The following is a 12955-nucleotide window of genomic DNA, read 5'->3' on the forward strand; positions in this document are numbered from 1 at the left end:
GCCGGGGAGAATCTCCCCCATGAGCCACACCGTGCTGATCGCCGAGGACGACCGCGCCATCCGCGACTCGCTCACCCGCGCCCTGACCCTGGAGGGCTACCGGGTACGGATCGCCGCCGACGGCACCCAGACCCTCGCCGTCCTCGCCGAGCAGCGCCCCGACGTCCTGGTGCTCGACGTGATGATGCCCGAGCCCGACGGCCTGGAGGTCTGCCGCCGGCTGCGCGCCGCGGGCGACCGCACCCCGGTGCTGATGCTGACCGCCCGGGTCGAGGTCCCGGACCGGATCGCCGGCCTGGACGCCGGGGCCGACGACTACCTGGTCAAGCCCTTCGACGTGGCGGAGCTGTTCGCCCGCCTGCGCGCCCTGCTGCGCCGCAGCCCGCCGCCCGGGCCCGCGTCGAACGTGCTGACCGTCGCCGACCTCCGGGTCGAGCCGCCCGCCCGCCGGGCCTGGCGGGCCGGCCGGGAACTGGAGCTGTCCCGCACCGAGTTCGACCTGCTGGAGCTGCTCGCCCGGCACGCCGGCGCGGTGCTCGACCAGACCACGCTGTACGAGCGGATCTGGGGCTACGACTTCGGCCCCGGCTCCAAGAACCTCGCGGTGTTCATCGGCTACCTGCGCCGCAAGCTCGACCGCCCCGGCCTGCCCCCGCTGATCCACACCGTCCGCGGCGTCGGCTACACGCTGCGCGAGCCGTGACCGGCCGCCCGGCGCAGCCCCCGCGCCCGACCGGCCCGGCCCGTCTGCGCCCCCGGCTGCCGCGCCCGGGCCTGCGCACCACCCTCTCGCTCGCCTTCGCCGCGATGGCCGCCCTGGTCGCGGTGCTCATCGGCACGCTCGGCTACCACGCCGCCGCCCGGCTGATCCAGGACGACGAGATGGACGACTTCACCTCGGCCGTCCGGGCGGTGAGCGGCCAGGTCGACCGCCAGAAGCTGTTCCCGGGGGACTTCAGCGATCCGAGCGGGCTGGGCGAGCAGCTGCTGCACCCGATCCGGGTCACCGCGCAGGCCCTCGACCCCAACGGGGCCGTCCTCCCGGGCACCGCCCACCTCGCCCTGCCGACCACCCGGGACGACCGCGAGCTCGCCCGCGCCGCCGAGGCCGGACGGACGGTGACCGGCGTGCGCCGGATCGACGGCAACACCTGCCGGGTGGGCGTGGTCTCGCTCGGCGAGGGCCGGGGCGCCGTCCAGATCGTGCAGCAACTCGGCGACATCGAGGAGCTGTTGCGGATGCTGCGCGAGCGGATGGTGGCCGTGGTGGCCGCCGTGGTGCTGATCGCGGGTGCGGCCGGCTGGCTGGTCGCCGGGCGGATCACCGGCCGGCTGGTCCGGCTCACCGACGCGGCCGAACTGGTCGCCGCCAGCGGCCGCCTGGACGTCCCGGTGCCCGCCTCGGGGACGGACGAGGTGGGCCGGCTCGGCCGCGCCTTCGACCGGATGCTGGTCCGGCTGGCCACCGCCAAGGAGAACCAGCGCCGACTCGTCCAGGACGCCGGGCACGAGCTGCGCACCCCGCTGACCAGCCTGCGCACCAACCTCGCGGTGCTGCCCAGCATGGACCGGCTGCCGCCCGCCGAACGCACCGCGCTGCTGGCCGATCTGACCGAGGAGGCACGGGGGTTGACCCAGCTGGTGGAGGAGCTGGTGGCGCTCGCGGCGGACCGCAAGGCGGACGAGGAGCCGGTCGAGGTGGTGCTGGCCGAACTGGTCCGGGAGGCCGCCGCCCGGGCCCGGCGGCGCAGCGACCGGGAGATAGCCGTGGACGCGGACGACACCGTCGTCACCGCCCGTCCGGACGCGCTGGCCCGCGCGGTGGGCAATCTGCTGGAAAACGCCGCCAAGTTCGACCCGGCCGGGACATCCCCGATCGAGGTGGTGGTGCGCGGCCCGCGGGTCGAGGTGCGCGACCGCGGCCCGGGCATCGACGCGGCCGACCTCGACCGGGTCTTCGACCGCTTCTACCGGGCCACCGCCGCGCGCAGCCTGCCCGGGTCGGGCCTGGGGCTGGCCATCGTGGCCGAGGTGGCCCACTCGCACGGCGGCACCGCCTTCGCCGCCAACCGCGAGGGCGGCGGCGCGGTGATCGGCTTCACCCTCGCGGGCTGATCGGCTTCACCCTCACCGACTGATCGGCTTCACCCTCACCGGACGATCGACTTCGCCCTCGCCGGCTGAGAGGACGGTCGGCAGTCGGAACACCAGCCGGAACGCCGGACGGACCCGGTGCGCCGAAGCACCGGGCCCGCCCTGGACATCACCCTCAGACGGCGGCCAGCAGCCCCCGGCCGAGCCAGTCGGCGTTGTCCTTCACGCCCGGCAGGACGAAGAAGTACCCACCGCCGGTCGGCGAGATGTAGTCCACCAGCGGCTCGTCGATCAGCCGGGTCTGGGTGGCCTCGAACTGCCGCACCACGTCCTGCTGGTAGCAGCAGAACGCCAGGCCCATGTCCAGGTTGCCGGCCTTGTCCATGCCCCGGTCGTAGTTGAAGCCGCGGCGCAGGATGCGCGAGGTGTCGGTGTCGGCGGTGCGCGGGTTGGCGAGGCGGATGTGCGCGTCGAGCGGGATCGCCTTGCCGTCCGGGTCCTTGCCGTAGTCCGGTGCGTCGGTCTCCTGGTGGCCGTCCAGCGGCGCGCCGGTGTCACGGCGGCGGCCGAACATCTTCTCCTGCTCGGCGAGCGTGACGCGGTCCCAGAACTCGATCAGCATCCGGATGATCCGGATCACCTGGTAGCTGCCGCCGGTCGCCCAGGCGGGCTCGCCCAGGCCGTCGGTCACCCAGATCAGCCGGTCCATCTCGCGGGAGGAGGTGGTGTCCGGGTTGGCGATGCCGTCCTTGAAGCCGAGCAGGTTGCGCTGGGCGCCGTCCGGGCGGGACTGGTTCTGGAAGCCGTCGATGCGCCAGAGGATCTGCATCGCGCCGCGGGTGTGCCGGGTGATGTCACGCAGCGCGTGCAGCACGGTGTCCTGCCGGTCGGCGCAGATCTGCAGCGAGAGGTCGCCGTGCAGTTCGCCGGCCTGCAGGTTGTCGTTGGGGAAGGTCTTCATCGGCGTCAGCTTGACCGGCTTGACCTTGGCCAGCCCGTAGCGGTCGTCGAAGAGCGAGGCGCCGACGCCGACGGTGACGGTGAGGTTGTCGGTGGCCACCGTGGGGCCGAGGATGCCGCTGTCGGAGGGCGGCGCGCCGACGCCGAGGTCGGGCGGGGTGCCGCCGGCGGTGAGGAAGCGGATGCGCTCGGTCAGGGTCTTGAACAGGTCCTCCAGGCCCTTGCGGTCCTGGGCGATGACCTGGCAGGAGACGAAGGCCGCGAAGGCCGGTGCGGCGGTGGTGATGCCGGCCTGGTGGTCGCCGTGGAACGGTACGGCTCCGGTCTGCGGCTGGTGGCTGTCCCCGGCGGCGGCCGGGCCGGCCCCCAGGGTGAAGGCCCCGCCGGCCAGTACGGCGGCCCCGGCGCCGGCACCGAGCGCGGCCCGGACGAAGCTGCGCCGGGCCGGTCCGGCCGGGCAACCGCCCTGCTCGACGGCGGCAGGAGCGGCAGCGGCGGCGTGCGGGAACGGGCAGGACCCGGTGGCTGCGGTGTGGTCGGTCATCAGGCGGCCTTCCGGATCTCGAGGAGGGCGGGGATGGGCGAGAGGTCTTCGAGCAGCTGGCCGGTGGCGCCGTTGAGCTGGCGGCGGGCGTCGGCGGGCAGCTTGTCCAGCGGGGTCCAGCCGTCCGCGGTGCGGGTGGCGGCGACCAGGTCGCCGACCCGCTTCATCCCGGCGTTGACCCGGACCAGCACCTGCGGGTCTCGCGCGTCGAGCAGCGGCTGCAGCAGGGTCAGCAGTTCCTGGGTGCCGGTCAGGTTGGCCTGGACGGTGGCCAGGTTGGTGCCGCTGCCCATGTCGGTGTCGCCGGTCAGTTCGAACTGGAGGGTGTTCTCCAGGATCTCGTGGGCGCGCAGCGGCAGGTCACCCGGCTTGAAGTCCTGGGTGGGGAAGTCGTGCACCAGCTTGGCGACGTTCTGGGCGAGTTCGTCGGCGACGGGGGTCAGCTCGTCGGCGGACTGGCCGTGCCAGAGGCCGTACTCCAGGCGCAGGAAGCCGGTGAAGTCCTTGTCCTGGGCCTTGTCGGCGAAGCCGTCGGGGCGGCCGTCGATCTTCTTGTCGAGGTCGGCGAAGGTGCCGTAGGCCGCGCCGAGCGAGGCGTACTGCACGTGGGCGGTGAGCCAGTCGGCCTTGGCGGTGGCGAGGTCGCCGGCGTGGACGTCGGCCTGGATCTTCTGGGTCTGCGTCATCAGGGTGGCGAGGCCCTGGTTGACGTAGTCCTTGTAGCTGTCGAGCGGGCCCTTGAGGTCGTCCTCGGAGACCGGCTGGACGGCCTTGACCTCGGCACCGCCGCTGACGTGCACGGAGGCGGAGGTGACGGACTTGCCGCCGGTGGGCACGCAGCGCCAGGCGTAGTCGCCAGAGCCGATGGTGGCGGTCAGGGCGCGGGTGGTGCCGGGTGCCAGGCCCTCGATCTCGCCGTAGACGGCCCCGGTGCCCGGGTTGACCAGGTAGACCTCGGAGACCTTGTCGCCGGTGTTGTGCATCTGGAACACCTGCTGTCCCGGCTGCGGGGCGCTGAAGCCCTTGCCGCACTCCTGCTCGGAGACGGCGACGGTGCCCGAGCTGTCCTGCTTGCCCCCGCTGACCGCGATGACCACGCCGGCCAGCACGACCGGGACGGCGACCGCCGCGGTCGGCAGCACCCAGCGCGGACGGCCGGCGGGCGCCGGCTCGGCCTTCGCCCCGGTGGCCTCCGCGGCGGGCTCCGACTTCGCGGCGGCTTCCGACTTCGCGGCGGCCGGGGCCGGCGCGGCCTTGCCTCCGCGGACGCCCTCGATGAAGAGGGTCATCACGATGCCCAGGTAGGCGACGTAGCCGACGACCTGCAGGACCGTCATGGTGACGGTCAGGTTGAGCGTGCCCTGGACCAGCGTGGCGTACCAGGACGAGGCGTCCAGGTGGGCGCTCAGGTCGAAGGCGTAGGTGCTGCCGCCGCCGACCAGTCCGGACTCCTGGAGGTCGCGCAGGCCGTAACCGAGCACGCCCGCGGCGACGACGATCAGGCCGGCGCCGGTGATGGCGAAGAACCGGGTGAGGTTCATCTTCAGTGCCCGGCGGTACAGGCCCCAGCACAGGGCGGTGGAGAGCACCAGGCCGACGGCGGCGCCGATCAGCGGGCCGGTGGACTCCCCGGCGGTGCGCACGTTGGTCCACAGGAAGAGCGAGGTCTCCAGGCCCTCGCGGGCGACCGCGAGGAAGCTGGTGAGCACCAGCGCGCCGGCGCCCATCGCCAGCGAGGCCTGGACCTTCTCCTTCAGGTCGGCGGAGAGGGTGCGCGCCGAGCGGCGCATCCAGAAGACCATCGCGGTGACGAAGCCGACCGCGATCAGGCTCAGCACCCCGCCGAACGCCTCCTGGGCGTGGCCGGAGAGGTTGGCGGCGGTGAAGGTGAGCACCGCGCCGAAGCTGAGGCTCAGTGCGACGGCCGCCGCGACGCCGGTCCACACCTGGGGCAGTCGGCCCTTCTGGCCGGCCCGCACCAACGTGGCGACCAGGATCGACACGATCAGTCCGGCTTCCAGACCTTCGCGTAGCCCGATCAGAAAGCTGGGAAACGCCTCATCCCACATGCAGCGGGCTCCTCCCCCGGGCCGCCCCGGGTTGTACCTGTCGTCGAGCGCGCCGCCACGGTGACGGCGGCGCGGCACGGCGAACGCCCCGGACAGTGAGGTCCAGGGCGCTTCGCTTAGCTTAGGCAAACCTTAGAGCCGCCGTGGTCAACTCCACCCCACGTTCAGGTAAGAGTTCGGTATGGGAACACCCATGCGGCCACCAAACCGGCGCGCCGCGGCGACCGGGGAGAGAGCCGCGTCACCCCCACCACTGCTCGGGCGCGACCTCCGGCTCCGGAGGGACCGTCACCGGTTCGGCGCAGCGCACCAGCAGTTCACCCTCCCCCGTCCCGGTGACCAGGAAGCCGTGCTCGCGCAGGACGACCGCGACCGCCCCGCGCACCGCCGCCCTCGCCGACCCGGAAGGCGGCCCGTCCGCACCCTCCCCCGGCGACCAGCCGACGACCACGCCCTCGGCGTGGCGGTCGATCCGCAGTGGCGAGGACCCCGGCGCGGTGTCGAACCCCGCGCGGACCAGGGCCTCGGTGACGTCCTCGAGGAGTTCAGGGTGATCCACCATTGGCGCAGCGTAGGCCCCACCTCGCGCGACCTCCGGACGCGGCGCGCGCCGAAACGGTTCAGCGGCACCCGACCGCAGCACCGGCCCCGCCCCGCCGACCGACGGCCCCCGATCGGGCGTCAGGAACCCCCGTCCGGCCCGACACGAGCGGCCGGACGGCCCGATGGACGTGCACAGTCGGCCCCCTGCCGACAGCATGACAGAGTAAGCGCTCCATCACCCTGAGCAACGGGCCCAGCGAACCGCCAGGTCCCGCGCGCCGGTCCGACCGGCGGGCCCGTATCGAGAGGTCCCATGATCACAACACTCCGCCGGCCGGCGTTCCCGCCGGCGGGCCTCCACCACGGCACGCCGAGAACGCCGGGGAGCCCGTCGTGAGAACCGACCAGCAGTCGCAGCCGGGACCGGTGACCAGCACGCGCGCCGAGCCCGCGAACAAGGGCGAGGCCCTGGCCGACTGGACCGACGGCCGGCTCGGCATCTACTCCCTCGCCAAGGCCAACCTCCGCAAGATCTTCCCGGACCACTGGTCCTTCATGCTGGGCGAGATCGCGCTCTACACCTTCGTCATCATCATCCTGACCGGCGTCTGGCTGACGATGTTCTTCATCCCGAGCATGGGTGAGGTCGTCTACGACGGGTCCTACGTCCCCCTCAAGGGCATCCGGATGTCCGAGGCCTACGCCTCGACCATCAACATCAGCTTCGAGGTGCGCGGCGGCCTGCTGATGCGCCAGATCCACCACTGGGCGGCGATCGTCTTCATCGCCTCGATGTTCACGCACATGCTGCGCGTCTTCTTCACCGGTGCGTTCCGCAAGCCCCGCGAGGTCAACTGGGTCTTCGGCGCGCTCCTGCTGTTCCTCGGCATGTTCGACGGCTTCATGGGCTACTCGCTGCCGGACGACCTGCTCTCCGGCACGGGCATCCGCTTCATGCAGGGCGCGATCCTGTCCATCCCGGTCGTCGGCACCTACCTTCAGTTCTTCATCTTCGGCGGCCAGTTCCCGGGCACCATCATCATCACGCGCCTGTTCACCGTCCACGTCCTGCTGATCCCGGGGATCATGCTGGGGCTGCTGGTGGCGCACCTGATCCTGGTCTTCTACCACAAGCACACCCAATTCGCCGGGCCCGGCCGCACCAACGAGAACGTGGTCGGCATGCCGCTGATGCCGGTCTACATGGCCAAGGCGGGCGGCTTCTTCTTCCTGGTCTTCGGCGTGGTCTCGGCCATGGCGGCGATCGCCACGGTGAACCCGATCTGGGCGTACGGCCCGTACCGGCCCGACCAGGTGTCCACGGACGCCCAGCCGGACTGGTACATGGGCTTCTCCGAGGGCCTGATCCGGGTGATGCCCGGCTGGGAGATCAGCGTCTGGGGCGGCCACACCCTGAACCTCGGGGTGTTCATCCCGCTGATGGTCTTCCCCTCCGTACTGCTGGCGATCTGGGGCTGGCCGTTCCTGGAGGCCTGGGTCACCGGGGACCGCGGCGAGCACCACATCGCCGACCGTCCGCGCAACGCCCCGGTCCGTACGGCCTTCGGCGCGGCCTGGGTGAGCCTCTACCTGATCCTGCTGGCCGGCGGCGGCAACGACCTGCTGGCGACCCACTTCCACCTGTCGATCAACGCGATCACCTACGCGGTGCGCACCAGCTTCTTCGCCGTGCCGGTGATCGTCTTCGTGATCACCAAGCGGTGGTGCCTGGGCCTGCAGCGGCGCGACAGGGAGAAGGTGCTGCACGGCCGGGAGACCGGTGTCATCAACCGGCTGCCGCACGGCGAGTACGTCGAGATCCACGCGCCGCTGCCGCAAGGTCGGCTGTACACCCTCACCTCGCACGACCAGCCGCAGCCGTCGGACCTGCCGCCCGAGGTGGACGAGAACGGAGTGGCCCGCAAGGCCGGCTTCTTGACCCGCGCCCGGGTCAAGCTGTCACGCGGCTTCTACGGCGAGGGCAGTCAGATCCCCAAACCCACCGCCGAGGAGCACAAGGAGGTCGCCAGCAGTCACGGCCACCACTGATCCCCGCACATGCCTGAGGGCCCGCCGCGCCGGCAACGGCGCATCGGGCCCTCAGGCGTACGACTCTCAGCCCCGCAGGGCGGCCGGGAGGACGGCGAGCAGCGCCGCCACCAGGGTGACGGAGAGGCAGAGCGCGGCCCAGCGGGCGCAGATCCGGCGGCACTCGGCGCGGTAGCGGGCGGCCAGTCGGCGGCAGCGCTCGACGGCGCGGTCCACGACCTCCTCGGCGTAGCGCAACCGGTCGGCGGCGTAGGCCTGTTCGAGGCCCTCCCGCTCCGCGTCCGGCAGCCAGGAGAACTGCGCGGCGAAGGCCCGCGCGTCCCGTTCGGCCGCCGCGACCTCCGCCTCCCAGGCGAGGAAGCCCTCGATGCGGGCGATCTCCACCCGGGGGTTCGTCCGGCCACCGCCTACGGGCTCGCCCCGCCGCGGGGTGCGCGCTCTCGACGGACGCTGTCTGCCACCCATGACCGCTCCTCAAGTCCTGTCGAGTCGTCCCGCCGGAAAACCTGCGGGGACGGGCTCCTGATGGGATCGCTCCGCGACCACGCAACTACTACCAGCGACGAACCGCAGGTGGCGGACGGCTCGCCACGGCCCGCGCACCCGGCAAAAACTTGCGTGCCACGCACTATTGCGCGGCACGCACTTTTCGCGGGACAGTGGTGCCCATGACGAACGGGCAGCCCGGTCTGCGGGAACGGAAGAAGGCCGCGACGCGGGAGGCACTGAGCTGGGCGGCACTGCGCCTGGCGGCGGAACGGGGACTGGAGAACGTGAGGGTCGAGGACATCGCGGCCGCGGCCGGGGTGTCCCCGCGCACCTACAACAACTACTTCTCCAGCAAGGCCGAGGCGATCGTCCACCGGCACCGCGGGCGGATCCTCCAGGCCGCCGAGGCGCTGCGGGCCCGCCCGGCGGAGGAACCGCTGTGGGAGGCGCTGACCCAGGCCCTCGTCGCGCCCTTCGACGACGCGGCCAAGGAACCCGACCCGCGCTGGACCGCCGCCATCCGGCGGCTGCTGCGCGAACCGTCGCTCCAGGCCGAGTTGGTCCGCGGCGGCGCGCAGACGCGGGCCGAACTCGCGGCGGCGGTGGCCGAGCGGACCGGGACCGACGCCGACCGGGACCTCTACCCGAAGCTGGTCGCCTCGGCCACGCTCTCCGCACTCCAGGTCGCCAACGAGCACTACCTGGCCGCGGACCCGGTGGTGCCGTTCCAGCCGGTGCTCGCCGAGGCCCTGCGCCAGCTGGCGGCCGGGCTGCCCGACCCTTCGTCCCACTGAACTCACCGTCCCAGAGGGGGGATCACTCATGAACGACGACGACGTCATCATCGTCGGCGCCGGCCCGGTCGGGCTGTTCCTGGCCTGCGAGTTGGCACTGGCCGGAGTCCGGCCGGTGGTGCTGGACCGATTGCCCGCGCGCTCGGGCGAGCAGAAGGCCAACGGGCTGGTCGGCCAGGTGCTCCGGCTGCTCGACCACCGCGGCCTCCACCAGCCGCTCAGCGGAGCCCCGGGCGCGCCACGGCCCGTGCCCCGCTTCGTGTTCGGCGCCTTCCCGCTGGAGCTGCACCGGCTCGACGACAACCCGCTGCACGCCCTGCCCGTACCCCAGCACCGGATCGAGGAGGTGCTGGAGGAACGCACCCGCGAACTCGGCATCACCGTGCGCCGCGACCACGAGGTCACCGGCCTCGCCCAGGACGCGACCGGCGTGACCGTCGACCTCCAAGGCCCCGACGGCGCCGGGCGGTTGCGCGCCCGCTACCTGGTCGGCGCCGACGGCGGCCGCAGCACCGTCCGCAAGCTCGCCGGGATCGGCTTCCCCGGCGTCACCTCGCCCGACCCGGTCTCGCGCATCGCGCACATCCGGCCGCCCGAGGGGATCCGCGTCACCGACGACGGCGACGTCCTGCTGCCCAGCTGCCCGACCCCGTTCCGCCCGTACACCCACACCCGCACCGACCACGGCGTGTTCGTCCTCTCGCCCTTCAGCCCGGACGCCGCCATGGTCGCCACCATGGAGTGGGGCGGTCCGCCGGTGGACCAGCGGACCCCGGTCACCCTGGACGAACTGCGCGCCAGCATCCGCCGGGTGACCGGCGCCGACCTCGTGCTCACCCCGGCCAGCACCGCCGGTCCGTACACCCCACGCCGCACTGTCGGCCACAACACCCGGCTCGCCGAGCGCTACCGCGACGGCCGCGTCCTGCTGGTCGGCGACGCCGCGCACGTGCACGCCGCGACCGGCGGCCCCGGCCTCAACCTCGGCCTCCAGGACGCCGCCAACCTCGGCTGGAAGCTGGCCGCCGAACTCCGGGGCTGGGCCCCGCCCGGCCTGCTCGACAGCTACCACCGCGAGCGCCACCCCATCGGCGAGCGGGTCTTCATGCACTCCCAGGCGCAGCAGGCGCTGATGGCCCCCGGCCCCGAAGTCACCGCACTGCGCGCCCTGTTCGGCGAACTGCTCTCCTACGAGGACAACCTCGCCCGGATCGCCGCGCTGATGGCCGGCAGCGACCTGCGCTACGACACCGACTGCCCGCACCCGCAGGCCGGGCGGTTCGCGCCGGAACTCGCGCTGACCACCGCCGAAGGACCGGTCCGCCACGCCGAACTCGCCCGAAGCGGGCGGCCGTTGCTGCTCGACCTGACCGACGGGAAGCTCGGCCTCGACGACCGCGCGGCCGGCTGGCGCGACCGGGTCGAGGTCGTGGCCGCCGACTGCGACCGGCCCCCGGCAGCGGCGCTGCTGCTGCGCCCGGACGGATACGTCGTCTGGGCGTGCGGGCCGGACGAGGCGGACCGGGAAGGGCTGGACCGGGCCCTGCGCACCTGGTTCGGCGCGCCACGCGGCTGAGTATCCGTACCCGGGCGGGCTGAGTACCCGACCGCTGCCGGAGCACCGGCGGCGGTCGGGAGCATGGACGGCATGAGCGAAAGCGAATCCGCGCGCACCACAGCCGCCCCGGCCAGGCCCGCCCGTGGCCGCTGGTGGCTCGCCCCGCTGGTCTCGACCGCGACGGCCCTGATCCTCCTGCCGCCGGCCGTCGTGCTGCGGGGCCTCGGCGAGATGGCGACCGACCCCTGCGCCTACTCGGACCGCTGCCCGGCCGTACCGTACCTGGCCGTCGCCACCCTCGCCCTGATCGCGGCGCAGGTCGCGCTGGTCTTCCAGTGGCCCGCCGCCCGGCTGTTCCCGAGGGCCCGCGTGGCGATCTCCCTCATACCGGTGGCGGCGCTGCTGGTGGAGCTGGTCGCGGTGCTGAGCGCGGGGGCCGCCACATGAGCGTGCGGCGGTGGGGGACAATGGACGGCATGTCCCGACGTCGTTCCGCGCCGCGCCCCGCCGCGCCCCGGCTGCTGCCCTCCTCCCCGTGCCCGTGCGGCCTGCCCGCCACGTACGGCGACTGCTGCGGCCGGCTGCACCGCGGCCAGGCCTCGGCCACCAGCGCCGAGTCCCTGATGCGCTCCCGGTTCAGTGCCTTCGCCGCCCAGGACGAGGCGTACCTGCTGCGCACCTGGCACCCTGACACCCGGCCCGCTGAGGTGGACTTCGACCCGGCGCTGCGCTGGACCAGGCTGGAGGTGGTCTCCACCACCGAGGGCGGCGCGTTCCACGCCGAGGGAACGGTGGCCTTCCGCGCGTACTGGACCGAGGGCGGCGAGGACGGCGTGCTCGCCGAGCACAGCCGGTTCGTCCGGCACGAGGGCGCCTGGGTGTACCTGGACGCCCTCTCGCTCGGCTGAGGCGCCCGCCGGCCCGCCTACAGGTAGTCGTCCAGGCGGGCCAGCGCGAAGCCGGCCGCGGTGACCTCGTTGACCACCCTGCGCAGCAGGTCCGGCATGGTGGCCTTCCACTCGGCGACGCCCCGGAAGTGGGTCAGGATGATGTCGCCCGGGTGCAGCTTCCGGTCGTCGTAGCGCCACTCCAGGTGGTCCGGAAACGCCTCCTCGTTCCACAGCGGCACCGCCTGCACCCCGCAGGAGCCAGCCGCGCGCAGGGTGTTGTCGTTGTACTCGCCGTACGGGGGCCGGAACAGCCGGGGGCGGACGCCGATCTGCCGCTCCAGCTGGTCCTGCTGGTTGCAGATCTCCTGGCGCTGGGTCTCGTAGTCGAGGACCTTGAGGTTGCGGTGGTTGATCGTGTGGTTGTTGATCTCCACGCCGTGCTTGTGCAGGTCGCGGAAGTAGTCGTAGTCGTCGCGGACCAGGTAGTCGGAGAGGAAGGCGCTGAACGGGATCCCCAGCTCCTCGGCCATCCGGGCGAACTCGGGGTCCTTCTCGTAGCCGTCGTCGATGGTCAGGAAGACCACCTTGTCGGTGGTCGGCACCCGGAAGACCACGGGCGGGCGGCCGTCCTTCAGCTTGACGCCCTGCACCGGGGTGAGCACGGGCCTGGTCGCCGGGCGGGGCGGGGCCTTCAGCGGCGGGCGCTCCAGGCCCCAGCGCCGCGCGGCATCCAGCTCGGCCCTGGCGGCGGCCTCCTGGCGGGCCTCGCCGCCGTTCTCCTCCTCCTGGCGGGCCAGCCCCGGCACCAGCTCCGGCACGGCGGGCGCGCGGGCCGCCCCGCGGTCGGCGGCGTCGGACTCGGCGGCGACCGCGACGGCGGATCCGGCACCCGGGCCGGCCGAGGTGGCGGTCGTGGTCCTCGGATGGGTGGGCCCGGCGCAGCCCGCGACCACGGCGGTGAGGCA

General features: G+C 73.1%; 12 protein-coding genes. 7 read left to right on the top strand and 5 right to left on the bottom strand.

All coding sequences use genetic code 11. The features are described from left to right. Positions 1 to 19 precede the first annotated feature (19 nt). The gene (locus J0670_RS13655; RefSeq protein WP_207811810.1) at positions 20 to 703 is read left to right on the top strand and encodes a response regulator transcription factor; all 684 of its coding nucleotides are present in this window, start codon (positions 20 to 22) and stop codon (positions 701 to 703) included. Beyond that, positions 700 to 2115, top strand: coding sequence for an ATP-binding protein (locus J0670_RS13660; RefSeq protein ID WP_307806510.1), 1416 nt, complete (start codon positions 700 to 702; stop codon positions 2113 to 2115). Before J0670_RS13655 ends, J0670_RS13660 begins: the two co-directional genes overlap by 4 nt. A gap of 154 nt (positions 2116 to 2269) precedes the next feature. Here J0670_RS13660 and efeB read toward each other — a convergent pair whose 3' ends face one another. The 3 genes from efeB to J0670_RS13675 form a co-directional block, all read right to left on the bottom strand. Further along, positions 2270 to 3598, bottom strand: coding sequence for an iron uptake transporter deferrochelatase/peroxidase subunit (gene efeB / locus J0670_RS13665; RefSeq protein ID WP_207811811.1), 1329 nt, complete (start codon positions 3596 to 3598; stop codon positions 2270 to 2272). Beyond that, a complete protein-coding gene (efeU, locus tag J0670_RS13670) occupies positions 3598 to 5667 on the bottom strand; it encodes an iron uptake transporter permease EfeU (RefSeq protein ID WP_207811812.1) in 2070 nt (689 codons plus the stop codon). The genes efeB and efeU overlap by 1 nt, the downstream gene beginning before the upstream one ends. A gap of 241 nt (positions 5668 to 5908) precedes the next feature. Continuing rightward, positions 5909 to 6229 carry a hypothetical protein gene (locus tag J0670_RS13675; protein ID WP_207811813.1) on the bottom strand — a complete coding sequence of 107 codons (321 nt, stop codon included), beginning with the start codon at positions 6227 to 6229 and terminating at the stop codon, positions 5909 to 5911. Positions 6230 to 6603: 374 nt separating this feature from the next. Here J0670_RS13675 and J0670_RS13680 point away from each other — a divergent pair, with 374 nt between their 5' ends. Further along, positions 6604 to 8259: a cytochrome bc complex cytochrome b subunit gene (locus tag J0670_RS13680; RefSeq protein ID WP_374223101.1), complete on the top strand. Its 1656-nt coding sequence runs from the start codon at positions 6604 to 6606 to the stop codon at positions 8257 to 8259. 66 nt (positions 8260 to 8325) lie between these two features. Here the strand turns inward: J0670_RS13680 and J0670_RS13685 are convergent, their stop codons facing one another. Beyond that, the gene (locus J0670_RS13685) at positions 8326 to 8643 is read right to left on the bottom strand and encodes a cytochrome C oxidase subunit I (protein WP_207811814.1); all 318 of its coding nucleotides are present in this window, start codon (positions 8641 to 8643) and stop codon (positions 8326 to 8328) included. Positions 8644 to 8927: 284 nt separating this feature from the next. Between J0670_RS13685 and J0670_RS13690 the strand changes: the two genes are divergently transcribed. From J0670_RS13690 to J0670_RS13705, 4 genes are all read left to right on the top strand, one after another. Then, positions 8928 to 9542, top strand: coding sequence for a TetR family transcriptional regulator (locus J0670_RS13690; protein ID WP_207811815.1), 615 nt, complete (start codon positions 8928 to 8930; stop codon positions 9540 to 9542). A gap of 28 nt (positions 9543 to 9570) precedes the next feature. Next, complete coding sequence (locus J0670_RS13695) at positions 9571 to 11118, top strand: FAD-dependent monooxygenase (RefSeq protein ID WP_207811816.1); 1548 nt, start codon at positions 9571 to 9573, stop codon at positions 11116 to 11118. Between the two features lie 72 nt (positions 11119 to 11190). Then, positions 11191 to 11547, top strand: coding sequence for a hypothetical protein (locus J0670_RS13700; RefSeq protein ID WP_207811817.1), 357 nt, complete (start codon positions 11191 to 11193; stop codon positions 11545 to 11547). A gap of 29 nt (positions 11548 to 11576) precedes the next feature. Further along, positions 11577 to 12008, top strand: a complete 432-nt coding sequence (locus J0670_RS13705) for a YchJ family protein (RefSeq protein WP_207811818.1) — start codon at positions 11577 to 11579, stop codon at positions 12006 to 12008. 17 nt (positions 12009 to 12025) lie between these two features. Here the strand turns inward: J0670_RS13705 and J0670_RS13710 are convergent. Next, the coding region (locus tag J0670_RS13710) for a polysaccharide deacetylase family protein (protein ID WP_243436979.1) at positions 12026 to 12955 on the bottom strand (930 nt) is incomplete at its 5' end.

Source organism: Streptomyces sp. FH025 (genome assembly GCF_017427025.1).
Classification (GTDB): domain Bacteria; phylum Actinomycetota; class Actinomycetes; order Streptomycetales; family Streptomycetaceae; genus Kitasatospora.